The organism is Pantoea conspicua (assembly GCF_002095315.1).
Taxonomy (GTDB): Bacteria; Pseudomonadota; Gammaproteobacteria; order Enterobacterales; family Enterobacteriaceae; genus Pantoea; species Pantoea conspicua.
In genome coordinates this window covers 14,654-36,848 of the sequence record NZ_MLFN01000005.1, presented here as the reverse complement: position 1 = coordinate 36,848, position 22,195 = coordinate 14,654, and the positions used below count along the sequence as shown (strand labels likewise).

Annotated in this window: 24 protein-coding genes and 1 pseudogene; 11 read left to right on the top strand and 14 right to left on the bottom strand. The window is 56.3% G+C overall.

What is annotated here, in order from left to right; all coding sequences use genetic code 11:
* Positions 1-101 precede the first annotated feature (101 nt).
* Entirely contained in the window at positions 102-833 is a 732-nt protein-coding gene (locus tag HA41_RS03460) for a GNAT family N-acetyltransferase (protein ID WP_094119607.1), read from the top strand.
* On the opposite strand, the gene HA41_RS03455 is transcribed toward HA41_RS03460, so the two are convergent.
* Complete coding sequence (locus HA41_RS03455; protein WP_143807246.1) at positions 797-1,231, bottom strand: DUF2938 family protein; 435 nt, start codon at positions 1,229-1,231, stop codon at positions 797-799. The genes HA41_RS03460 and HA41_RS03455 overlap by 37 nt on opposite strands.
* 249 nt (positions 1,232-1,480) lie before the next feature.
* On the opposite strand from HA41_RS03455, the gene HA41_RS03450 reads away from it, so the two are divergent.
* Positions 1,481-1,771 carry a MerR family DNA-binding protein gene (locus HA41_RS03450; protein ID WP_425270637.1) on the top strand — a complete coding sequence of 97 codons (291 nt, stop codon included), beginning with the start codon at positions 1,481-1,483 and terminating at the stop codon, positions 1,769-1,771.
* A gap of 24 nt (positions 1,772-1,795) precedes the next feature.
* Here HA41_RS03450 and HA41_RS03445 read toward each other — a convergent pair whose 3' ends face one another.
* Positions 1,796-2,488, bottom strand: a complete 693-nt coding sequence (locus HA41_RS03445; RefSeq protein ID WP_094119605.1) for a DUF421 domain-containing protein — start codon at positions 2,486-2,488, stop codon at positions 1,796-1,798.
* Between the two features lie 613 nt (positions 2,489-3,101).
* Here HA41_RS03445 and HA41_RS03440 point away from each other — a divergent pair.
* Positions 3,102-6,866 (top strand): NAD(P)-binding protein, encoded by a 3,765-nt coding sequence (locus HA41_RS03440; RefSeq protein WP_094119604.1) that lies wholly within the window; start codon positions 3,102-3,104, stop codon positions 6,864-6,866.
* A 14-nt stretch (positions 6,867-6,880) separates the two neighbouring features.
* Here the strand turns inward: HA41_RS03440 and HA41_RS03435 are convergent, their stop codons facing one another.
* Positions 6,881-7,207, bottom strand: a complete 327-nt coding sequence (locus tag HA41_RS03435; protein ID WP_094119603.1) for a hypothetical protein — start codon at positions 7,205-7,207, stop codon at positions 6,881-6,883.
* 353 nt (positions 7,208-7,560) lie between these two features.
* Between HA41_RS03435 and HA41_RS03430 the strand changes: the two genes are divergently transcribed.
* Positions 7,561-8,790, top strand: coding sequence for an AI-2E family transporter (locus tag HA41_RS03430; RefSeq protein ID WP_094119602.1), 1,230 nt, complete (start codon positions 7,561-7,563; stop codon positions 8,788-8,790).
* Positions 8,791-9,182: 392 nt separating this feature from the next.
* Here HA41_RS03430 and HA41_RS03420 read toward each other — a convergent pair whose 3' ends face one another.
* The 3 genes from HA41_RS03420 to HA41_RS03410 all read right to left on the bottom strand — a co-directional run bounded on the left by HA41_RS03420 (position 9,183) and on the right by HA41_RS03410 (position 10,358).
* On the bottom strand, positions 9,183-9,500 hold the full coding sequence (locus tag HA41_RS03420) for a hypothetical protein (RefSeq protein ID WP_094119601.1): 318 nt from the start codon (positions 9,498-9,500) through the stop codon (positions 9,183-9,185).
* A gap of 140 nt (positions 9,501-9,640) precedes the next feature.
* Positions 9,641-10,066, bottom strand: a complete 426-nt coding sequence (locus HA41_RS03415) for a DUF4186 domain-containing protein (protein ID WP_094119600.1) — start codon at positions 10,064-10,066, stop codon at positions 9,641-9,643.
* A 19-nt stretch (positions 10,067-10,085) separates the two neighbouring features.
* Positions 10,086-10,358: a cupin domain-containing protein gene (locus HA41_RS03410; protein WP_094119599.1), complete on the bottom strand. Its 273-nt coding sequence runs from the start codon at positions 10,356-10,358 to the stop codon at positions 10,086-10,088.
* Positions 10,359-10,526: 168 nt separating this feature from the next.
* On the opposite strand from HA41_RS03410, the gene HA41_RS03405 reads away from it, so the two are divergent.
* Positions 10,527-11,423: a lipid kinase gene (locus HA41_RS03405; protein ID WP_094119598.1), complete on the top strand. Its 897-nt coding sequence runs from the start codon at positions 10,527-10,529 to the stop codon at positions 11,421-11,423.
* 35 nt (positions 11,424-11,458) lie between these two features.
* Here HA41_RS03405 and HA41_RS03400 read toward each other — a convergent pair whose 3' ends face one another.
* The 7 genes from HA41_RS03400 to HA41_RS03370 form a co-directional block, all read right to left on the bottom strand.
* Entirely contained in the window at positions 11,459-11,692 is a 234-nt protein-coding gene (locus tag HA41_RS03400) for a hypothetical protein (RefSeq protein WP_094119597.1), read from the bottom strand.
* Between the two features lie 224 nt (positions 11,693-11,916).
* Positions 11,917-12,366, bottom strand: coding sequence for a DUF421 domain-containing protein (locus HA41_RS03395; protein ID WP_094119596.1), 450 nt, complete (start codon positions 12,364-12,366; stop codon positions 11,917-11,919).
* A 12-nt stretch (positions 12,367-12,378) separates the two neighbouring features.
* A complete protein-coding gene (locus HA41_RS03390; protein ID WP_208612738.1) occupies positions 12,379-12,888 on the bottom strand; it encodes a hypothetical protein in 510 nt (169 codons plus the stop codon).
* Positions 12,889-12,953: 65 nt separating this feature from the next.
* Complete coding sequence (locus HA41_RS03385) at positions 12,954-13,889, bottom strand: cytochrome d ubiquinol oxidase subunit II (protein ID WP_094119594.1); 936 nt, start codon at positions 13,887-13,889, stop codon at positions 12,954-12,956.
* Between the two features lie 32 nt (positions 13,890-13,921).
* Positions 13,922-15,262 (bottom strand): cytochrome ubiquinol oxidase subunit I, encoded by a 1,341-nt coding sequence (locus HA41_RS03380; RefSeq protein WP_143807242.1) that lies wholly within the window; start codon positions 15,260-15,262, stop codon positions 13,922-13,924.
* Positions 15,263-15,655: 393 nt separating this feature from the next.
* Positions 15,656-16,621, bottom strand: a complete 966-nt coding sequence (locus HA41_RS03375) for a magnesium and cobalt transport protein CorA (RefSeq protein WP_094119683.1) — start codon at positions 16,619-16,621, stop codon at positions 15,656-15,658.
* Between the two features lie 103 nt (positions 16,622-16,724).
* On the bottom strand, positions 16,725-17,759 hold the full coding sequence (locus tag HA41_RS03370; RefSeq protein ID WP_094119593.1) for a DUF481 domain-containing protein: 1,035 nt from the start codon (positions 17,757-17,759) through the stop codon (positions 16,725-16,727).
* A 314-nt stretch (positions 17,760-18,073) separates the two neighbouring features.
* Between HA41_RS03370 and HA41_RS03365 the strand changes: the two genes are divergently transcribed.
* The 5 genes and pseudogenes from HA41_RS03365 to HA41_RS03345 all read left to right on the top strand — a co-directional run.
* On the top strand, positions 18,074-18,406 hold the full coding sequence (locus HA41_RS03365; protein ID WP_094119592.1) for a type II toxin-antitoxin system RelE/ParE family toxin: 333 nt from the start codon (positions 18,074-18,076) through the stop codon (positions 18,404-18,406).
* Positions 18,407-18,417: 11 nt separating this feature from the next.
* Entirely contained in the window at positions 18,418-18,759 is a 342-nt protein-coding gene (locus HA41_RS03360; protein WP_094119591.1) for an addiction module antidote protein, read from the top strand.
* Between the two features lie 169 nt (positions 18,760-18,928).
* Positions 18,929-19,255 carry a four-helix bundle copper-binding protein gene (locus tag HA41_RS03355; protein WP_094119590.1) on the top strand — a complete coding sequence of 109 codons (327 nt, stop codon included), beginning with the start codon at positions 18,929-18,931 and terminating at the stop codon, positions 19,253-19,255.
* Between the two features lie 173 nt (positions 19,256-19,428).
* Entirely contained in the window at positions 19,429-19,857 is a 429-nt protein-coding gene (locus HA41_RS03350) for a MarR family winged helix-turn-helix transcriptional regulator (RefSeq protein ID WP_208612737.1), read from the top strand.
* Between the two features lie 27 nt (positions 19,858-19,884).
* A pseudogene (locus HA41_RS03345) lies at positions 19,885-20,619 on the top strand (NADPH-dependent F420 reductase); the annotation flags it as partial.
* A gap of 195 nt (positions 20,620-20,814) precedes the next feature.
* On the opposite strand, the gene HA41_RS03340 reads toward HA41_RS03345, so the two are convergent.
* Positions 20,815-21,411: a DUF1349 domain-containing protein gene (locus tag HA41_RS03340; protein WP_094119588.1), complete on the bottom strand. Its 597-nt coding sequence runs from the start codon at positions 21,409-21,411 to the stop codon at positions 20,815-20,817.
* Positions 21,412-21,741: 330 nt separating this feature from the next.
* On the opposite strand from HA41_RS03340, the gene HA41_RS03335 reads away from it, so the two are divergent.
* Positions 21,742-21,978, top strand: coding sequence for a DUF2171 domain-containing protein (locus tag HA41_RS03335; RefSeq protein WP_094119587.1), 237 nt, complete (start codon positions 21,742-21,744; stop codon positions 21,976-21,978).
* The last annotated feature ends 217 nt before the right edge of the window (positions 21,979-22,195 follow it).

The following is a 22,195-nucleotide window of genomic DNA, read 5'->3' as shown; positions in this document are numbered from 1 at the left end:
CGGTTTAACTGCCGTTAATAAATTGCAGAACCCATCCGTATCGAATCAGGTTCGGTTCAGCAGCCCCGTTTCTGAAGCCCTTTTGCCGCAGGAGAACGCCGTTGAACCCCTATCACGATAATCAGCCGGTCGGTAACGCGCTGCCCGACTGGCAGCCGGTCATCATCCCGCCTCGCCAGCCGCTGCCGGGCCAGCATGGCAGCCTGCTTCCACTAAGTTCTGACCATGCGGAATGCCTGTTGCAGGCTTTTATGCTGGCCCCGGACGATCGGGACTGGACCTGGCTGGGCGCTGAGCGTCCGGCTTCGCTGGCGCAGATGCAGCAATGGATTGCAGAAAAGGTAGCCGATACCGGTCTGGTGCCCTATGCGGTCTGCAACCGCCAGCAACAGCCGCTGGGCGTGGTCTGCTTTGCCAGTATTGAAACCGGAAACGGTGCGATAGAAATCGGACACGTTACCTGGTCGCCCCTGATGCAGCGCAGCGCACTGGGCAGTGAAGCGATTTTTTTGCTGCTGCAACAGGCCTTTTCGCTCGGCTATCGTCGGGTCGCCTGGCGCTGTGACTCAACCAACCTCGCCTCGCGACGGGCGGCCGAACGGCTGGGTTTTCGCTTTGAGGGCCGCTTTCGTCAGGCCATGACGCGTAAACACCGCAACCGGGATACCGACTGGCTCTCGGTCATTGACAGTGAATGGTCTGACATCCAGCATGCCCTGAGCGACTGGCTGGCCGCCGACAACTTCACCCCCGAAGGCCAGCAAATTCGTTCGCTCAGCGCCTGTTTCGCCGCGACTCAGGCCAGCGCCTGTAGCGCGACAGCAGATAAATAGAGTCCCAGCCCGTAAATCAGATGTGTCATAGCACTGTTCAGCCGGGCTTTGCCTGGCGCGGGCGTCTTAGATGCGGCGATGCCCCACCCCAGAGCGGGCTGCATAATGAAAAAGGGTGCCACCAGGCTAAGGAGACCGCTCATTAATGCACTCAACAGATCGGGGTGTTCCGACCATTGCCGACCTTGTAATAGCAGCGGAATAAAGGCAAAAGCCATTCCTGTAAGGTAGTGGACGGCCCATCCTGTAACGGTTTCGCCTTTGACTGCTGGCGTATCGTAAATGGTGTGGTGAAAGTAACGTCCTTTACTCATCCACACTATCCAGCGTCCAACCAGCGCGTAGTTAAGGGAAGGCGATGCTAACAGGTAGCGCCGGGCCAGGCTCCATCCATCCATAATAAGGGTTGCAAGCAGGCCAGTAAGCAATATCTTAGTCACGTGAATTCTCCTGTGGTCATCATCAGATGTTAAGCTGATTCAGAGGATGCAACGTGAAGTCAGGTTTAAGTCAATGATGAAAGAACTCGATATTGCTGAAATCGCCGATCGCAGCGGGCTTGCGCCCTCAGCACTGCGTTTTTATGAAAAAAGGGACTGATAAAATCGATAGGTCGCAAGGGATTACGTCGGCAATATTGCGCCAGCGTGCTTGAAAAACTGGCGCTGATCACTTTAGGCCGCAGCGCCGGTTTTACTCTGGATGAGATTGTCAGCCTGTTTAATGCACAGGGAAAACTTTCGCTGGATCGTTCCTTGCTGATGGGCAAAGCAAATGAGATCGATAACACGATTCGTCAGTTAAAAAAGGTTCGTGATGGTTTGCGACATGTCGCAAATTGTCCCGCCAGCGATCACCTTCAATGCCCGGAATTTCAGAAAATTGTGCAGCGCGTACAATCGCGATCACGTCGCACAACCCAACAAAACAGTAGCTAGCCAGCTCTGACGTAATGCCCGTCGTCAGTGCAGGCGGCGGGTTTTCAGCGCTGCGGACCAGCGCTGACGCTGGCAACGCGGACAGACGGCCTGCTGCTGAGCCGCAATCTGTTGCGTCTGGCCGCAGTGGGTACAGGCGTAAAGCCCGCTGTGCGGCACGGTGTCGAAATCCTGACGGTGTTCGGGCGGTAACACACTTAAACCGGCGCGCATCTCATCATCGTCATAGAAGTAAATACTCAGCTGACCATCCACCTCCACCAGCGCCAGCCGGATCTGCCCCAGATGCTCTACCCCACTCTGTCGCAGCTCCATATAGAACTCATCCTCCGAAATGTTCAGATGATCGAGGCTCTCCAGCACGTATAAACCCTGTTTGATCAGCGTAATCACATCTCCCTGGATCAGGCGCGAAAAGCGCGGGCTGCGCGCTGTCAGCATAGTGGTCAGCCGGTAGAGCGTCAGCAACACCACAAACACCATGATCACCGGCAGGACCGGTACGTCATCATAGAAGGTCACATCGCCCGAAGCGGAGCCCAGCGTCAGAATCACCACCAGTTCAAACAGCGACAGCTGACGCACACCGCGCCGGCCTGAGACTTTCAAAAAGGTGAAGACCACCAGATAGGCGATCATCACCCGTGCCACCACCTCAAACAGAAAAGTGGCCGGTTGGTCGTTGAGTAAAAAGCGGTGCCAGTCGAAAGAGAACATATCCTGTGAAACGTCCTGTCAGTAAAAAAGAGCCGCGGCACGGTGGCCGGTCAATTAACTGCCTGCTGATCGAGGCCAGTGATTAATTAATCTTGCTGGCGCAGGATGAAAAGGCAAGCGAAGCAGCAACCCGCAGGTTTCGGAGTCTGCCCTGTTTGCATCTCATGGAAAAGGTTCACAAAGCTGAAAAGTCAGCGGTTCTGGTTACGTTTCGCTTTTAACCGGGCGCGAAACGATTATGCTTAAATTTTCCTGATTTATAACGGCTATATTCTGCCGCTGTGCTTTTTCTTTTTACTTCAATATATTGCGAAGAGTCGCACCTTACCTATACTTTCCAGTAAGGCTTCCACAATGTTCAGTAACTCTACGAGAAGCCAGAACTTTTTCTCCTGCCGATAGCGCTGCGTGTTTCCACCCGCTATCTCTCACTCGTCGTCAATGCGACAGGACTCTGCGCCTGCGGCTCAGTGCCGGTTGCTTTTGGCAAGGATTGCCCGCCCGTTCAGAGTGGCATCATCGGCCAGTCTGCTTTGCATACCTGTACCCCAACCTGACCCGTCTGCGGACGGCCTGTCAGCGGGCAAACTGTTGCTGTTTTACGGGAGATGCCATGACCCCCTTTACCAGTTTCTGGCAGGCCGGCTATGAAGGTGCCGATCACGTTAATCCCGCCGGTGTTGCGCTGTCGATGAATGCGCTCAATCAACACCAGGCGCGTGCGGCAGAGGACTACGCCGCGCTGACGCCCTTTGCTATCCGAACCGTACGCGAAAGTGCGGGCTGGCGTTTGTGCGAACGGAATGGCCGCTATGACTTTTCAGACGTGGCTGCCCGGATGCAGGCGGCGCAGCAACAGGGTATCCAGATCAGCTGGACCTTCTGCCACTACGGCTGGCCCGACGGCGTCAGCCTGTTTGATCGCGACTTTGTCAGCCGTTTCGCCGCCTTCTGCGGTGCGCTGGCACAATTTCTGGCCCCCTGGTATCGCACCGCGCCGGTCTATTCGCCGATGAATGAAATCTCTTTTCTCAGCTGGGGCATTGCGGTTGGCCTATTTACCGCTGGCGACTGTGCGGAAGCGGATCGGGCCGATGCAGCCAAACGGCAGCTGGTGCGCGCCACGCTGGCGGCCTGCGAAGCCATCTGGCAGGTCGATCCGCGGGCGCGCCTGTTGCATTGCGATCCGCTGATCCACATCGTTGCCGATCCTGCCGATCCCGACAGCGTTGAGACCGCCGCGCAGATGCGCGAAACCCAGTATCAGGCGTGGGACATGCTGAGCGGCAGGCTGCATCCCGAACTCGGCGGGGCTGCGCGCTATCTCGACCTGATCGGCGTGAATTACTACCACGACAACCAGTGGGAACAAGGCTCGAATCAGCGCCTCTGCTGGCATCTGGGCGATCCCCGTCGTGTGCCGCTGCATCAGCTGTTGCAGCAGGTTTATCAGCGCTATCAGCGCCCGCTGCTGCTGGCTGAAACCAGCCACGTCGGCAGCGGACGCGGTGCCTGGATCAGCCAGGTCGCCGCCGAAGTGGCGCAGGCGCAGCTGGCGGGTATCGACCTGCTCGGCATCTGTCTCTATCCGATCCTCGATCGCCCGCTGTGGGAGGAGCCCGTCTTCTGGACCCGCAGCGGCTTATGGGATCTCGATCGGCTCGGCCCCGATCCTTACGCCCGTCAGTTACAGCAACCTTATGCCCACGCATTACACCAGGCGCAGCAAACCCTGCAACACATCCAGCAATCACAACGGCATCGTCAGGAGCCCACTATGAACCCACCAGTACTCATTGTTTTCAGTCATTTACGTTGGGGATTTGTTTTTCAGCGCCCGCAACAGTTGCTGACACGTCTGGCGCAGCACTATCGGGTGCTGTTTGTCGAGGAGCCGGTCTGGCAAGCCGGGCCGCCAGGGCTGCATCAGAGCCAGCCGGCCGCCAATATTACGGTGATCCAGCCGCATACGGATATTCAGGCTGCGGGCTTTCACGACAGCCAGATTGCGCCGCTGCAACTGCTGCTGGCGCCACTGATGGAGGAAGATGAACAGCCACTGGTCTGGTTTTACACCCCGATGGCGCTGCCGTTGCTGACGCCGTTTAATCCGGCGCTGGTGATTTATGACTGCATGGATGAGCTTTCCGCCTTTCACAATGCGCCGCGCCAGCTGCAGCAGCGTGAATCCGCGTTGATGACCCGCGCCGATCTGGTGTTTACCGGGGGGTCCAGCCTGTATGAAGCCAAGCGCGACAAACATCCACAGGTTTACTGCTTCCCGAGCAGTGTGGATGCGGTCCATTTTGAACAGGCGCGCGATCGCAGCAACCGTCACCCGTTACAGGATGCGATTCCTGCTCAGCGCCTGGGTTATTACGGCGTGCTGGATGAGCGCATCGATCTGCCATTGATCGCCGCGCTGGCTGACACTCATCCCGACTGGCAAATAATTATGGTCGGCCCGGTGGTGAAAATCGATCCGGCCAGCCTGCCGCAGCGCGACAATATTCACTGGCTCGGCCAGCAGCCCTATCAGGCGCTGCCACAGTTTCTCGCCGGCTGGGATGTCTGTCTGATGCCCTTCGCCCTCAACGCTTCGACCCGCTACATTTCACCGACCAAAGTGCTGGAGTACATGGCCGCACAGCTGCCGATTGTCAGTACCGCCATCACCGATGTCGCCCGCCATTATGCCGATGAGGTGGCGGTCGCCGGTGATCATCAGCAGTTCATCGCTGCCTGTGAACGGGCCATCGCGCTCAGTGCTGCTGACCGGCTGACGCTGGCGGGCAAAATGCAGGCAAAAGTCGATGCCACCTCGTGGGACCGCACGGCAGAGCAGGTACACCAGCTGATCCAGCAGGCGTTAACCCGTAACCAGCCACTCACCACAGCCGCCACACCGCTGGCAGAGCCGCAGACCAACGTCAGCGCATTAACCCCGGCGATGCTGGAGAGCGAGGCGGTAGCGTGCCTGATTATCGGGGCCGGTCCGACCGGTCTGAGCGCCGGTTATCACTATGGCGAAGGCGCGGTGCTGCTGGAAAAAAATGCCACGCCCGGCGGCTGGTGCCGATCGGTTGAGGATCAGGGATTCACCTTCGATTACGCCGGTCACATTATGTTTTCGCAGGACCCGTATGTGCTGCAACTGTATGAGATGCTGCTGGGCGACAACCTGCACTGGCAGGCGCGTGAAGCCTGGGTCTATACCGACGGCGTTTTTACCCGCTATCCGTTCCAGTCAGCACTGCATGGCCTGCCGATTGAAGTGGTGAAGGAGTGCGTGCTGGGGGCAATCGAAGCCCGTTACGGCGAAAGCGCGCCCGTCGCCGTGCCGCTGGAGCGGGCGCGTCAGCGGCGTGACTGCTGCGCCGACGGTGCGCTGCCTGATGAGGGCAACAGCGTTGGCGAGGTGCAGGACGAGGAGGATTTCCAGCACTTCATCCTGCGCACCTGGGGCAAAGGTATCGCACGTCACTTCGCCCTGCCCTATAACCAGAAGCTGTGGAAAGTGCCGCTGACAGAGATGGAAACCTCCTGGCTCGGCGGCCGGGTGCCGCTGCCGGATCTGGCACAGATTATTGATGGTGCGCTGCAGCCGCTGGCGAAACCGGTTGGTCCCAATGCCCGCTTTGGCTATCCGCTGCGTGGCGGCTTTCAGGCACTGATGTCCGGGTTTCTGCCGCATCTCAAATGCCAGCTTGAGACCGGAGCACGCTTAATTCGTCTTCATCCGCAGGCGCACGTTGCCCTGCTGGCCGACGGACGCTACTACCGTTATCAGCAGCTGATTAGCACGATGCCGCTGCCGGAACTGATTAAACTGATGGGCGATGAGGTGCCGGAAAATGTGCAGCAGGCAGCACAGCAGCTGCAGTTTGTTTCGGTACGCTGCGTCAATCTGGGGATTGGCCGCGCTGACCTGACCGAAAAACACTGGATCTATTATCCCGGCGATACGCTGTTTCATCGCATTTTCGTCCAGGGCAATGCCAGTCCGCACTGCAACCCGCCAGGCGGTTTCGGCTTAACCTGCGAGATCACCTACAATGCCGCCAACCCGCTGCCGGTGGAGGGCGAGGCGCTGATTGAGCGCTGCCGTCAGGACTGCATCCGGGTCGGGATGATCCGCGCTGACGATCCGCTGCTCTGCGCGTCGCAGGTTGATATGCCCTACGCCTATGTCGTGTATGACCATGCGCGCAGCCGCAACGTGGCACTGATCCGGCAGTGGCTGCTGACCCAGGATGTGCATCTTTCCGGCCGTTACAGCGAGTGGGAATATTACAATTCTGACCACGCCTTCCTCGCCGGTAAACGTGCGGCGGAAAATGTCAGGATGCAGCACGTCAGCCAGCGTACGCGAGTCTGACCGGCGTCAGCCAGCTACGCCAGACGCTGGCTGCACTTTGCGGCTTTTAGCGACTGCAACTGTTGCAGTCGCGTATCCGCCTTATGGCTGGCGCTGAGCCTGGCGATGCCATTACCGAGCCCGAAATCCCCGACGAACCCCAACACGGTCAGCGCATCGAAACGGCCGGTGTGATCAATCTCGCCCTGCATCCCCTGAGCTTTCACGATCTCCTGACCCAGCATTTTGCAATCCAGCATCGCCTTCTCTTCCGGCGTTACCGCTGCTGCCTGCGGATACTGTTTGGTGGCGCAGCCGCTTAACAGCATCACCAGCATGCCTGACATCACTACTCTGTTCATATATTGACCGCCCTCTTTTCATCGCGCCTGGAGGTATATCGGCAGCGCAACCTGCGATCGTGAATCTGTTTGCTACCAATAATGGGCGAAACCGCTACGCTAAGGTAGGATTTAGCGCGTCGGAATAAAGCGAAGCGCTTTCGCCAGGAAAGTCAGGTTGCGAGCGGGATCGCTCCGTTTATTATTTCCACCTTATTTTTCAATTTATTAGCCAGAATAGTGCTGTCGCTGGCATCCGTAACAGAGTAAAAACCTGACGCAAAATCCGCCCGGCAGCCCTCGTGTGAACGAGGCTACACGCAGAACCAGCGGCATTCAGGTTTATCAGGGGACGTTTACCATGAGGTTTTTCCATGCGTTTTAAAGGATTGAATATCGGATTTTTCATTCTGATTCTGGCGATTGCGACTCTCGCCTTTTTTGAGGTGCTTTCACCCTATTTCTCGCCGATTCTCTGGGCGGCGATTCTGGCGGTCATTTTCCATCCGCTAAAAACCTACCTGCGCACCCGGCTGGGCGAACGCAACGGGCTGGCCGCCTTGCTGACCCTGCTCTGTATCTGTCTGATTGTTTTCACGCCACTGGCGATTATCGCCTCGTCGCTGGTGGTTGAAACCAATGCGGTCTATCACAAACTCCAGACTAACTCGGCGCAGTTCCCGGTGGTGTTTGCCGACCTGTTGCAGCATTTGCCGCGCTGGGCGAAGCATTACCTGGCTGAAAATAATCTGGATAACGCCGCGCAGATCCAGGAGAGGCTCTCATCGTTTGCGCTCAAAGGCGGCCAGTACGTAGCGGGTAGCGCTTTCATCATCGGGAAAGGCACCTTCAGCTTTACCGTCGGCTTTGGCGTGATGCTTTACCTGCTGTTTTTCCTGCTGAAAGATGGTTCCTACCTGGTGCATCTGATTCTGGAAGCATTACCGCTGTCGACCTACGTTAAGCATCACCTGATGGTGAAATTCGCTGCGGTCGCGCGCGCCACGGTGAAAGGAACAGTGGTGGTCGGTATCGTTCAGGGGATACTCGGTGGCCTGGCGTTCTGGTTTACCGGTATTGACGGCAGCCTGCTGTGGGGCGCGCTAATGGCGTTCCTGTCACTGATCCCGGCGGTGGGTTCCGCCATCATCTGGGTACCGGCGGCGATCTTCTTCTTTGCCACCGGCGCGCTGTGGAAAGGTCTGTTCCTGGTCGGCTTCTTTGTGGTGATTGTTGGGCTGGTGGATAACATCCTGCGTCCGCTGCTGGTGGGTAAAGATACCAAAATGCCGGACTACCTGATCCTGATCGCCACGCTGGGCGGCATGGAAATCTACGGCATTAATGGCTTTGTGATCGGTCCGGTGATCGCCGCACTGTTTATCGCCTGCTGGAATCTGCTGTCGGGCCGCGATAACCGCGAAAATATCGAAGAGATTGATGAAGAGGTGATCGAGGAAGGCAAGAAGCAGTCCGATACCGCCGCCGAAGCCGCTGCTGAAGCCGCCGCAGCAGCAGCCGATGCCGCCGCCGAAGCGGAGATCAAAGTCTCGGCACTGGCCGCCGCCGAAGCGGAAAAAAACGCCAGCGCGAGTAAGAAATAAAAAACACCCACCTTAAGGTGGGTAATGCTGGTCAGTTAAGCGACCGGTGATAACGCAGTCTGGTGCCGCTCAGGGGCTGGCGGTCCTCGCGCCGCTGCGCGGTGCCTTCACTTCATTCGCCTGCCTGACGGACCGCCGGGGATAGCACATCCTGTGCCGCCCCGCCTTTCGCCCGCGTCCTGCGGGCTCTCCTGGCAGACTCATTCTGTTCAGCGCTGCGGATGGCCTGCCCCTGAGCGGCCTCAGCCTGCTCTGAAGCTTCAGGCCCGCACTCCGGCACGCCTGCCAAACAAAAAAGCTGCCACGTTTGACCGTGACAGCCTTTGCAAATTTAACCTTAACCGGCAGGCATTACCTTAGGGTGGGTTTCCTTTTCCTGCAAACCAGCCGACTTAGTTAGTCGCTTTGTTTTTCAGGTCTTCAGCACCCTGTTTGGTTTTGTCCCAGCCTTTCTCGGTGCCTTCTTTGGTCTTATTCCAGCCTTTCTGCGCGCCTTCGGTCACTTTGCTGCTGGTGGCATCACTTTTGCCCTCAGCCGCATGCTCGGACTTGAGTTTCATCTCTTCGCCCTGATGCTGCGTCTGATGCAGTTTTTCTTTAGCAGTATCCGCACCTTTGTGCGCTTCCGCAACGGTGTTGTCTGTGGTGGTCGCGGCAAAGAGTGGCGAAGCCAGTAAAATAGCAGACAGTGCAATAATTGTTTTCTTCATAATTCCCTCTGTATTGAATAGTTGCCGTGTCAGGTTTTAATCCTGGCATAGCGCTGCCCGTAAAGATTTAAGAATAAACCAGGAATGAAAAAGGGCCAGTTTACGCCATAAAAAGCACGATTCGCCCGATATTCACCCCCTCACCATAACGCCAGTTGCGGATCGTCATCCGGTCCTGGCTGCGCTTTTTGCGGTCGGGCAGCCGGTGCCGGCTGCTGCATCTGAGCAGCAATCCACTGCAGTAACACCGTCACCACATACGTCTGCTGCTCCGCACTCAGCGGCTGGTCCGGTGCAATGTGGTGCCATTTACTGAGACAGCCACGGCAACAGGTGGCGGTCGCATGCTGGGCGATAAACACCGGATGGCCGCGCATCGGCGTCTGCTTACCGTCGTTAGCGGGTCGGGCCGGCGCCAGCCGCCGGGCGATAAAATCTGCCGCATGCTGGCGAAGCGTCGCCTCGTCTCTGCTGCGAACGTAGTCATATTCTGCGCGCCCGAGCCGGAAGCGCTGGCGAAACGGTGACTGCGCCAGGCGGGTAAAAAGATCGTCAAAAGAGGTCATAGCATTCCGGTGTGCGGTTTTAATCGTATTTCCGTCCCGCCAGATAACGCACACCCTGCGGGCCAAACGCCTCACGATGCAGTTCATTCGGCTGAAGATGGAAGGTGTCGCCGGGATGATAGGTGGTATCACTCTGTTCGGTGCTGATGGTGATATCACCACTGAGAATCAGGGCCAGCGCCTCAAAGGGATGGACATGATTATCGAGCTGAGTGGCGGGTGCGCGCTCAACCAATACCGGCTCATCAAAACCCTGTTCGGCTAACAACGTTCTGAATTCGTGTTCCGTCATTGTTCCTCCTGTGTGTGGACCTGAACATTAGCAGTGTAGACGATCTTTATTCTCTGTCGGTACGCCTGTCGCGCTTCGTAAAGTAGCGCAAGGCGGGTTGTTCCCCGGCAGTCCAGGTGCTGTACTTGCCGGCTTGTGATTTGTATGCCATCAGGATAGGCCACAGCGATGTCTCAACAGGTTAAAACCGCCCTGCTATTGATTAATCAGCGCTCACGTAAAGGGCAAACCGACGCCAGCCGCGCCAAAGCGCTGCTCGCCGACCGCGGCATCAGGTTGCTGCAACCGGATAAACAGGATAAACGCAGCTACAGCGAACTGATCGGCGCTTATGCTGAACGCGTTGATGCGGTGATTGTCGGCGGGGGTGACGGCACCCTCAATGCTGCTGCGCCCGGTCTGATGCGAACCGGTCTGCCGCTCGGCATTTTACCGCTCGGCACCGCCAATGATTTTGCCCGAACCCTGGGCATCAGTCCGCGTCTGGAACAGGCGGTGAAGATCATCGCCGACGGACAACTGCGCCCGGTTGATCTCGGAGAAGTGAATCAACATCTGTTTCTTAACGTCTCCAGCATCGGTTTTTCAGCACAACTGGCGCATCATCTGACGGCAGAATCGAAAAAACGCTGGGGTGTTTTCGGTTATGCACTGGCCGCTTTCCGGCTGCTTCGCCAGAGCCGCCCCTTCAGCGCCACGCTGATCCATCAGGGCGAACGGACACCGATTAAAACCGTACAGATTTCAGTGGGCAACGGACGCTTTTATGGCGGCGGCATGACGGTTGAACAGCGTGCGGCTCCTGACGATGGCCTGCTGGATGTTTACAGTCTGGAATTGCAACAGAGCTGGCAGATGATCGCGCTGCTGCCCTACCTGCGGCGTGGCACGCAGGGGCGCTGGCGTAACGTGCGGGCATTTTCGGCGACCGAACTCACCATTGAGACGCGTCGCCCGCATGACATTAATGCGGACGGCGAAATTATCGGGCAGACGCCAGCGCATTTTCACCTGATTGCAAATGCGCTAAACGTGTATGCACCCTCAGATAAGGCAGTGAGATAGCGGTTTACGCTTATCAGCCGGTGACAACAGCCGAATCAGGGCTCTTCTACATGTGCTTCTGCGTAATCAATGTGTTCTGACAGGTTAATCACCAGCTTCTTTGCCATCTCAATCGTCATGCCGAAAAAGAGCGACTCCTGCTGACGTTTAGTGAAGGGTGCCTGAGGATCGTGGTAACCAAATTGCAGCACCAGTGCCTGATGACCGGGTAACGGCCCGACATGCCAGCCGGTGACCGGATAGAAGGTAAAACGACTGAAATTATTCACTTTGAACCTGACCGTGAAAGCATAACGCTGATTGGGAGTCAGGCCAGCTCTGGTTATAAAAACGTGAGTGGAAAGATCAGTCTGAACTAAATCCACAGAATCACAAGGGCAACGGCAGGAATAAGCGAAACGTGAAGCGAAAAGCCGTCAGCGGCTAAGCTTTTGATACCACATAAAAAAGCCGTGCCGGTATAGGTAACTGCGGCGGCACGGCCAGAAAGTGATTATTTTTGCGGCTGCGGGATGACAGAAATGTGACCATTCACCTCCAGCACCGCATATTTAATCTGATCAAAACGTTCCAGCCCCTGACTGGATCGTGCGGCTTCCAGCACATCATCGGGGCTGATGCCGGTCATTTTCATTCGTTCAGTCAGTAAATTGCCATGCTCCACCAGAATCACCGGGCCGCCATCAATCGCCTGCTCAACCACCGGAAAACGGTTTTTCAGTTTCCCCAGCAGAATATCGATCGTCACCAGCGTGATAATAGTCAGGGCAGCACCGGTAACCGAAAAATCGTCTCCCAGCAGCGCCTGCTGGGTCGCTTCACTGATAATTAACAGCAGGATTAAATCGAATGAGGTCATCTGCAGCAGGGTACGTCTGCCCGCAATTTTGATCACCACCATCAGCACCAGGTAGATACCCGCCGCACGTAATACCGTTTCCATAACACACTCCTGTCAGGGATAAATCCATTGGGTAAAACGGGCTGGCGGACGATCGCCGCTGCTGACACTGACGTGAATACGGCCAGGACTGCGCGGTTGCAAACCGAGCCAGATAGCGTGATCCGGACCGGTATCCCGCGATGAAAAGGTCAGCCGCAGATCACTACCGTGGGTTATCGCCTCCAGCGGCTGCGGCTGCAGTGTCTGGATCTGCAAATTATCCAGCGCCCCGTTACCCAGGGTGACGCTGAACCGATCGGCCTGCGGCGACCGGAGCCGGATTGTCATATCCATATTGCTCTGGACCCGGCCAAAACGTTCATATTCCACCCGTATTGCGCCATCCGGCGACTGGGTGGTGCCGTTACTCAGTACCCCTTTTGAAAACAGTCCGCAGGCACCCAGAATCACCAGAACGATCAGGAGATACTCGCCGACGCGCTGGATCAGCCATTCGCGACGTATCCAGCGGACATTTTCTTTGATCGGGTAATCCCGGCTGCTGATGTGATCTTTTTTCACTGTGGCATCGTCTCCTGTCTGCACAAACCAAACTGAATGCTGCCTAAAGCATAGCGGGAGAATGATTATTTACCGCGACGTTCAATCCAGAACGACCAGCTATGGTAAAGCAGCGTCAGCGGCATGGCGATTGCCGCCCCCACCAGCACAAAACCTTGCGTGACCGGGGACGATGCACTGTCACTGATGGCGAAATGGTGCGGCACTAACCAGGGATAGAGACCGCACAGCAAGCCGATAAATACCGCACCTATCAGCATCAGCGTCACAATCAGTTGCACCAGCGGCCGGGCGCGCCACAGCGCCAGCGGCAGGGCAATCCACAGAATGATGATCGCCACGCCAGCCACTTTACCCAGCGGTCGCTGCCAGCTTTGCTGCCAGATATCGGCGTTAAGGTAGAGCTCAACCAGAAACAGCATTAGCGCCAGCAGCCACCACAGCCAGCTCTGCGCTTCGGCCAGCGGCTGTACCCTGTCACCGATCCGCCAGCCAATCCAGCAGCAGGCCAGCAGCGAATTGATCGCCATTAAGCCCACGCCGCTGACCAGCGGAACCAGGCTGAGCCCATCAGGCAGGCCGGTATGCGGCTGGGCGCTGATGATCATCCCGGCGCACCAGCCCTGAATAAAGGTCGCCAGTGCCGAACTGCTGGCCATGATACGGTCGAGCCAGTGGCGCAGTCGGGTGCTGCTCTGGGCGCGATACTCCAGCGCCATCGCCCGCACCACCAGCGCCAGTAACATGACAAACAGCGGCGCGCTCAACTCACTGAGCAGCAGGCTGTAGACCGGTGGAAACAGCGCCAGCAATCCGCCTGCGGCCAGCACCAGCCAGGTTTCATTGGCATCCCAGACCGGCAGAATGCTGTGGGTCATCAGTTCACGCTGTTGAGTGTCGTGAAACCAGAAGAACAGCATACCGACGCCGAGGTCGGTCCCGTCCAGCAGCAGATAGAGCAGCAAAGAGAGGCAGATGATCAGCGCAGAGAGATCGGCCATGACGAACTCCTAATTGGGCGTTTTCAGCTGAATCACCACCGGGTTTCCCGACGGCAGTTCACCTTTAATCCGGCGCAGCAGATAGTGTAAGCGAGGGCAAATACCAGTACGTAGATCAGCACTACTGCCAGGAAAATGCCCAGCGTGGTGCTCAGCGCCAGCGGTGAAACGCTCTGGGCGGTGCGCACCATGCCGTAGACCGTCCACGGCTGACGCCCGACCTCAGTCACTACCCAGCCCGCCAGCAGCGCGACAAAGCCCGCTGGCGTGAGCCATGTCAGCCAGCGTAATAAGCGCCACGAGACCGGCAGCCGTCCACGCCAGCGCTGCAGGTTAGCCACCAGCGTGGTCAGTAAGATCGCCACGCCCAGCCCCACCATCAGGCGAAAGGCGAAAAAGACCGGCAGCACCGGCGGGATCGCATCGGCGGGAAATTCACTCAGGCTTTTGATGTGGCCGGAAAGATTGTGTCGCAGATAAAGCGATCCAAGATTGGGCAGGCTGATCTCCAGATGGTTGCGCTGCGCCTGTTGATCCGGCACGGCAAACAGCCGCAGCGGCTCGCCCTCACCGGGCGCAGGCGGATGCCAGCCGCCTTCGATGGCGGCCAGTTTGGCGGGCTGATAGTCGCGGGTATTTTCACCGTGCAGATCGCCGAGTACGATTTGTACCGGAACGGCAAACAGCAGAAAGGTCAGCGCGCTGTTGAGCATCAGTCGCGACGCGGCCTCCGCCTTAAAATGGCGCAGCCGCCAGGCCGCCACGCCCATGATCAGCACCGCCACGGCAATCAATGACGCCATCACCATATGGCTGAAGCGCCACGGAAAAGAGGGTGACAGCAAAATGGATTGCCAGCTATCGGCGAGAAAAACCCCGTTCTCATCGCGCGTGAAGCCGACCGGCGTATGCATCCATGAGTTGGCCGCCAGAATCCAGAACGCGCTGAGCAGCGCTCCGAACGCCACCAGACAGGTGACGGCGAAATGCACGCCGGGACGGATGCGGTTAAAGCCAAACAGCATCACGCCGGTCAGCGCCGATTCGAGAAAAAAGGCAACCAGCACTTCGTAAAACATTAGCGGACCCATGACGCCACCGACCTGATGAGAGAAACGTGCCCAGTGCGTACCGAACTGAAACTCCATCACCACGCCCGAAACCGCACCAATCGCGACCGTCAGGGAAAAAATCGCCAGCCAGAAGTGCAGCGCATCACGGGCAGCCTGCTGTTTCCCCCATAGCCAGCGCGCTTCAAACCACACCAGAAACGGAGCCAGCCCCAGCGTCAATGCTGCCAGGGTAATATGCATCCCCATGGTCAGTGCAAATTGCGCCCGGGCAATAATTAACACCCAGTCGTTGTCATTCATGATCGGACTTACCCTTAGCGCTTTGCGCAGGCGCAAGCGGGTTATCGCCAGAGAGGAATAAGCGCAGAGGATAAATCCGATCTGTCATCTGAATGTCTCCGGTTATAAGCACGTTCCACCGGCCACTGCTGGATCATCAGCAATGCACAATGTCTTTCGCCGGGGCGACGTATTTTAGAAGGTGCTATCAGCGTAGCGAAGAAATATAAAGGCAGCTAGTTAACGATCGGGGGAATAAAGAAACAGGGCCACCTCAGGATTATTCTGAATTGATGATAACGTCGCTGAACGGATGAAAACGGTTATTCCCTGCGCTATTTATCGCTGCGCTTAAATAAGATTAAGCGCAGCGCGTTAATAAGCTGCCGCGTAATCCCTCCCCGACCTTCGTCGCTACAGCCAGCCAGAACGGCGGAGTTTTGCCCACAGTCCGCCGCACGCCAGCAGCGTGATGCCAACTGCCAGCGGATAACCATAAAGCGACTTCAGTTCTGGCATGTGTTCAAAGTTCATGCCGTACATGCTGAACACCACGGTCGGGATCACCAGAATCGCGCCCCAGCCCGCCAGTTTTTTGACCACCTCGTTCTGCTGCACCGTCACCAGCGCCAGGTTGACCTGCATGGCGCTGGTCAGCATCTCGCGCATATCCTCAGCGTCGGTCACCACATGACGCGCGTGATCCTGCACATCGCGAATATAGGCCCGCAACGGACGGGGAATCAGATCTTCATGCAGGTGAATAAGCTGGTTACAGATTTCCTCCAGCGGCAGTGCAGCATTACGCAGCGTCAGCAGATGACGGCGCAAGGTGTAGACCGCCTGCACCGACTGACGATCAAACTCGCTTTTGAACAGATCGTTCTCCATCTGCCCGACCCGCTCATTCAGCGAGGTCGAGAGTTCAGCATAACGATCAACAATAAAGTCGAGCAGGCAATAGAGCGGATAACCGGGTCCGAGTTTAAGCAAAGCCGGATTTTCCGCAGCCCGCTGACGCACCGGGGAGTAGCTCTCAGAGGCGCCGTGACGGATGCTAATCAGAAAGTTTTTTCCGACAAAGAAATGGGTTTCGCCCAGTTCGCAGCTGTCATCTCTGGCACGTACCGTCTTGACCACGATAAACAGCGATTCGCCATAATGCTCAATTTTGGGCCGCTGATGCGCGTAAAGCGCATCTTCAACCGCCAGTTCGTGTAGCCCAAACTCCTCTTTAATTTTCGCCATAAAGGCTGGATCAGGCTGCCACAGGCCAAGCCAGATAAAGGCATCCGGCTGTTTAATCACCTCGCTGATCTGCTCAACATCCACCTCTTCGCCTGCGCATCCCGGACGATAGACCCTGCTACTTACGATCATCTTCTGCATTCTCCCTTTATCGGTATCAGCAGCTTAGTCAAAGCGGGGTCGGGACCCTAAGAAAAACGGTAAAGATTTGCTGCAACCCTCAGCGCCCTCTGCCTTACCACTTCACCCCTAAGCCGGTTGAGAAGGTGCCTTCGTTCAGGGTGTCCGGCGTGCCGCTGACCAGGTTGCGGTGATAGCCCAGATGCAGGGTTGACCATGATGTCAGGGTATAACGCAGGCCCACTTCCGCATCCAGCGTAAATACCCCATCATCATCCAGCGAATGGCCGACGTCGCCGTTACTGTAGAGCATGACCGATTTACCCAGCAGGTAACGCTGGTAGCTCCAGCGCACCGACGCGCCAAAATGATCCTCCTCCCGGCCATCGCTGTAGCCATAACCAAAGGCGCCGCCCAGTATCGACACCGAGAAAGCACCGAGTTCGTTATCCCACAGCTGGTAGCCGGGACCGGTGCCGATCAGGGCCTGACGCGAAAGATCTTCTACCCAGTCGCGTTTGTAGGTGGCGCGGGTTTGCCAGAAGAACTGCTCTCTGAACAGATAATCAAAGGCGTAACGCAGGCTGTAGTTGTCGGTATTGACGTCTTCATTCTCCTGCTCGCGGTTGTAGGTCGCACCGATGTCGTGACGCCATTTGCCCTGCGCCAGTTTGGTATTGAGGGAAAAACTGTAGTCGTCGGTTTTGGTCGAGGCTTTTTTGACCTTCATGCCAGCGTCGATGTTGCCGGTCCACGACAGCTGATCGGTGCGCACTTTGGCTTTCATAAACTCATCGATACGCTTTACCGAGACTTTCTCTTCGCGCTCATTGCGTTCCACCCAGACATAACCCGGATCGGATGAGGAGAGCCGCACCTGATAATGCTCGCCGGTCTTTTTGTTTTCGACATTAACCGGATTATTGCTGGCGAGGGTGCTGACTACGTTCCAGTCAAGGGTGACCGTGCCGGCATAGGCGGTCTCGATCGCCAGTTTACCGTCGCTCAGATAGCGCACCGTGCCGGTCAGCCGGTCGCCGTTATTCAGCCAGACGGTATCCGCTGCGGCCTGCTCCGCCCATCCGGCACAGAGGCCCACCACCAGTAGCGGACTGATCAGGTGTTGTTTCGGGCCAGTGATGCGATGCATAGCGTTCCCTGTTAAGGCGTCTGTCGTCTTTCACGGGCAATGAGGCACCGCTGATTCAGGCTTAATAATTAAGACTATATCGCGCCGATATGCAATGCCGGTCAGAGGGTCCCCTTTCCTGCGCTTTTTCCGTGCCTGAACTGGGTAACAACAGGGCATCTGAAGATTGTGCGAAGAGGGCTGCTTTCAGCTTTTTGTTCAGTGTGTTGAACAGCTTCCGCCACGCTCTGTAAACATTACGCCCTCTTCATCCATTGCTTATCGTAGCCCGAAGGCTACAATGCCTTGTTTATCGTTAACTATGGGCTACAATAATGGCTAAGGTTAAGCATTACCTTACAGCCGATGGCCGCGATCCTTTTGATGCATTTTTGCGTGGATTAAAAGACCCTGTGGCAAAGGCAAAGATAGCGACGCGTATTGCCAGAATGGCCATAGGTCATTATGGGGATTGTAAACCCTGCAGGGAAGGCGTATCAGAGCTGAGAATCGATCAAGGACCAGGTTATCGCGTCTATTTCAGTGCCGTCACCGATCCGACTGATGGCGCCGTGAGCCTTGTTTTACTGGGCGGTAATAAGAAAAAGCAGGATGCCGATATTGACCAGGCCGTTGCCTGGCTCAACGACTATAAGAGCAGGAAATAAAGATAAATATCATGGCTAAATCCGTTCTGCACGATGATGCAATGGTTCAACTTATTAAAGATGATCCGTCGTTCGCGCCGGTTTATCTCCATCAGGCCTTTCTGGAAATTGATGAAGAAGGAGGTTATCAGGCATTCATGCTGGCGCTTCGCCATGTTATTGAGGCAAATGGCGGTATGACGGCGGTGGCAAAAAGAGCAGGTTTGTCACGTGAGTCACTCTATAAGTCCCTTTCCCCGGAAGGAAATCCTTCCTTTAAACGCATCGCGGCAGTGGCATCCGCTACAGGGTATCCGATTTCACGTATTGTCTCTGTTAGTGCGCATCCCTCTGCTCAGGCTAAACGCAGCTAAAAATGACTTAATGTGCCCGTAAACCTATTTTTCGCCTCTGTTAACTTTTTCCCTGCGCAGCAAAATAAGCGAAGTGCGGAAAAGGTTATTAACTTATTCGTTATTTGCATAATTCGCGATCTTTTCCAGGCTTAAGGAGGCAACCCAAAACAGACATTAAGGAGGCAACATGAACGACGACGTTAAGAAGTGCATTGAGGCCTGTTATCTCTGCGCGGCGGCCTGCGATAACTGCGCGGCATCCTGCCTGCAGGAAGAGAATCTTGAGATGATGCGGAATTGTATCCGGCTGGATATGCAGTGCGCCAATATCTGCCGTCTGGCGGCACAATTTATGACCCTGCAGAGTGAGTCGGCTCGCCAGCTCTGCCAGCTGTGTGCTGAAGTCTGCCAGCAGTGCGGCGATGAGTGCGGTCAGCATCAGCACGACCATTGCCAGCACTGCGCCAAAGCCTGTCATCACTGCGCTGAAGCGTGCCGTAATATGGCCGCCTGAGTGACCTGATGCTGGCATCGCCCCTGTGCTTACCTGCCGGGGGCGGAATGATCTCACCCGGCGGTGCTGGTCAGAAAACCGCACAAATTACCTGCCCCGCCGCCTTTCATCCCTGTATCACTTACACTACACTTTTATCTGTTGCACTAGATAATCATACGCAAGGTAAAAAGATGAGCAGCGAGTCTCGTGCCGACATCGGCAAACAACTGTCGTTCGCCCTGTATGGCGCGGCCAGCCGGATGAACCGGATGCATAAGCCCTTTTTAGATCCGCTGGGCCTGACCTTTCCGCAATATCTGGTGATGCTGGAGCTGTTCAGTGAGACGCCGCGCACCGTGGGCGATCTCGGTTCGCGACTGGGCATGGATACCGGCACCATCACGCCGGTTCTCAAGCGTCTTGAATCAGCGGGTCGGATCGTGCGTACCCGCGATCGTCAGGATGAGCGGCGTGTCCTGATTACGCTGACTGAAGAGGGGGCCGCTCTGCAGCAGACGCTGTGGTCAATCACCGACAGCATCAAATCCGCCTGCAACATGACGGATCAACAACTGGCTGCACTGCGCGACACCCTGCTCAACTTCGCCCATCCGGCGTAGCAATCACTCTCAACCACAACGAGGCAGACGATGAATATCAGCATTATTGGCGCAGGCAATATCGGCGCAACCCTGGCACGTAAACTGGCCGCCGCCGGTCACCGCATCCGGCTGGCAAATTCTCGTGGCCCTGACTCTATTCAGGCGCTGGCAAGTGAAGTGGGTGCCACAGCAGTGACGCGCGAGGCCGCGGTTCAGGATGCAGACGTGATTATCCTGGCGATCCCTTTCGATAAACATCCAATGATGACCAGCCTGGTAAACGCCGCGCCTGCACAAGCCATCATTATCGATACCAGCAACTACTATCCGTTCCGTGACGGTGATATTGCAGCACTCCGGAACGGCCAGACGGAAAGTGCATGGGCCAGCGAGCAGCTGCATCGTCCGGTGATCAAAGCGTGGAATGCGGTGCTGGCGGCAACGCTGGCCGAAAAAGGCCAGCCGGCAGGTCAGCCCGGGCGTCTGGCTATTCCGGTAGCTGGTGACGATCCGCAGGCCAGAGCGGTGGCAATGTCGCTGGTCGAGGCGACGGGTTTCGATGCGGTTGATGCCGGATTGCTGAATGACTCATGGCGTCAACAGCCGGGCACGCCCGCCTACTGTACCGAACTGACAAAGCCCGCGCTGATCGCTGCCCTGCAGGCCGCCGATCGCCAACGCGCGCCGCTCAACCGCGATGCGTTGATCAAAGAGTTTATGTCTGCCGGAGAGCTGACGCATGAGGCGATCGTGGCGCGCAACCGTGCCGTGACGGCCTGAAAAGTATTAAGGAGCAAAGCACGACCCGATTAAACGCAACAGCGTCCGAAGCCGCTGAGCAGAGCTTCAGACAGACGGTACCAGAAGACGCTGCGATCGGTGCTGGAAGATGCGCAGCGCGCACCGTAAAACTGCAATACTCAGCCGTGGGAGTGGATCTCAGCGAATCGGTGACCTTTCACGGGTAAGCGCCGTTTATGACAGGTCGTGCAGCGCTTTGCCGGACGGTGGGCTGATGATGAAGTGACTAAAGCCGATCGCCAGCCCCTGGCGTTCGGGTGAGCAGCCCATCACCCCGACAAAGCGCCGCGCACGGCCTGGCCACGGAGAGAGGCGTAACAGCGGCCAGTGCTCTCCGTCGGTCGAGTACTGAATGCGCAGCGCCTCGTTGACCAGCGTCGCCCTCAGCCAGAAAAGACGCGGATCGCCGGGAAACAGGCCGGTTGACCAGTCTGATCTCTCGCGCGTCACCACACAGCCTATCGCCGGCTGGTCATCATTAAATTCAATTCCCGCCTTGACCCAGTGCGTCTCATCATCCTGAATAAACAGCCCGGCCTGATCGTAGAGCTGGCTGAAATCCGCCCTGACCTGCACCTGTACGGTAAAATCCTCGTCGATCCAGAATCCATAAGCGTGCCCGCTGTGCCGCTCAAAACCGTACCAGGTGCGCTGCCAGAAATCGCTGTTAAGCGCAGTTTCAAACTGCAGTTGATCATTTTCAAGGCGGTGGCGCGGTGGCGGGTTAATCCAGACGCCGCCGTGGTGGCTAATAGCATCGATGACTGTCATTACGTCTCCTGTTGAGGTGGACTGGCCGAGCAGAACTGTCGTCTATCTTAGCGGCCTTCAACTGATGCGTCGCTGAAGCGCTGATGTTAGTGACGATGGAAAGCGATTCAGAAAGTCTGTTTCGCGTTCGCTATTGGCCTATGACAACGCAGCGGCATCATTACTTTCATTATTGCGTGGTCTTATATTCCCGTAACATAATCCTTTATTATGCAGGTTATTACGCTAAAAACATTTCATTTTGTTAATATACTGGCGTAATTCAGGTTCAGCAACCAGGCTTAATTCGTCTGAGGCAATGACCTCACAAACGAATAAGGAGAAATCACCATGGTAGATAAATCACAAATTTTAGACCACGCTCAGGTCGTTGATATTAATGGTGAACACGTCGGGGTTGTTGACCATTTTGAAGGCGAAGATAAAATCAAGCTGGCAAAAAGCGATCCTGAAGCGGGTGGACAGCACCATATTATTCCTTTTAGCTGGGTTAAAGAGGTGGATGATAATAAAGTCATTCTCTCCAAAGCGAAGGCCGATGTTGAAAGCGAGTGGCAGTCTGCCTGATTTGCTGGCCGTGGCTTAGGCCACGGCACTGCTTACCAATCGCTCCCCACGACTTTTCCCCATAGGGATTCGCCGCCCTTGCCTGCCCGTTCAGAAATAGCTCAAATGCAGAAACCGCTTAAATTTAGCATCTGAAATATAAGAGGACATCACAGCGCACGGCCGCCCTCATTTTTTAATTAAAAATTTAAATAAACAGGAAAATAATATCAACCAC

Coding starts and splice junctions, on each gene's coding strand:
- HA41_RS03455 (WP_143807246.1), bottom strand. CDS start 1,231: ATGGATGGATGGAGCCTGGCCCGGCGCTACCTGTTAGCATCGCCTTCC.
- HA41_RS03445 (WP_094119605.1), bottom strand. CDS start 2,488: ATGTTCTCTTTCGACTGGCACCGCTTTTTACTCAACGACCAACCGGCC.
- HA41_RS03440 (WP_094119604.1), top strand. CDS start 3,102: ATGACCCCCTTTACCAGTTTCTGGCAGGCCGGCTATGAAGGTGCCGAT.
- HA41_RS03435 (WP_094119603.1), bottom strand. CDS start 7,207: ATGAACAGAGTAGTGATGTCAGGCATGCTGGTGATGCTGTTAAGCGGC.
- HA41_RS03430 (WP_094119602.1), top strand. CDS start 7,561: ATGCGTTTTAAAGGATTGAATATCGGATTTTTCATTCTGATTCTGGCG.
- HA41_RS03420 (WP_094119601.1), bottom strand. CDS start 9,500: ATGAAGAAAACAATTATTGCACTGTCTGCTATTTTACTGGCTTCGCCA.
- HA41_RS03415 (WP_094119600.1), bottom strand. CDS start 10,066: ATGACCTCTTTTGACGATCTTTTTACCCGCCTGGCGCAGTCACCGTTT.
- HA41_RS03410 (WP_094119599.1), bottom strand. CDS start 10,358: ATGACGGAACACGAATTCAGAACGTTGTTAGCCGAACAGGGTTTTGAT.
- HA41_RS03405 (WP_094119598.1), top strand. CDS start 10,527: ATGTCTCAACAGGTTAAAACCGCCCTGCTATTGATTAATCAGCGCTCA.
- HA41_RS03395 (WP_094119596.1), bottom strand. CDS start 12,366: ATGGAAACGGTATTACGTGCGGCGGGTATCTACCTGGTGCTGATGGTG.
- HA41_RS03385 (WP_094119594.1), bottom strand. CDS start 13,889: ATGGCCGATCTCTCTGCGCTGATCATCTGCCTCTCTTTGCTGCTCTAT.
- HA41_RS03380 (WP_143807242.1), bottom strand. CDS start 15,262: ATGAATGACAACGACTGGGTGTTAATTATTGCCCGGGCGCAATTTGCA.
- HA41_RS03375 (WP_094119683.1), bottom strand. CDS start 16,621: ATGATCGTAAGTAGCAGGGTCTATCGTCCGGGATGCGCAGGCGAAGAG.
- HA41_RS03370 (WP_094119593.1), bottom strand. CDS start 17,759: ATGCATCGCATCACTGGCCCGAAACAACACCTGATCAGTCCGCTACTG.
- HA41_RS03365 (WP_094119592.1), top strand. CDS start 18,074: ATGGCTAAGGTTAAGCATTACCTTACAGCCGATGGCCGCGATCCTTTT.
- HA41_RS03360 (WP_094119591.1), top strand. CDS start 18,418: ATGGCTAAATCCGTTCTGCACGATGATGCAATGGTTCAACTTATTAAA.
- HA41_RS03355 (WP_094119590.1), top strand. CDS start 18,929: ATGAACGACGACGTTAAGAAGTGCATTGAGGCCTGTTATCTCTGCGCG.
- HA41_RS03350 (WP_208612737.1), top strand. CDS start 19,429: ATGAGCAGCGAGTCTCGTGCCGACATCGGCAAACAACTGTCGTTCGCC.
- HA41_RS03340 (WP_094119588.1), bottom strand. CDS start 21,411: ATGACAGTCATCGATGCTATTAGCCACCACGGCGGCGTCTGGATTAAC.
- HA41_RS03335 (WP_094119587.1), top strand. CDS start 21,742: ATGGTAGATAAATCACAAATTTTAGACCACGCTCAGGTCGTTGATATT.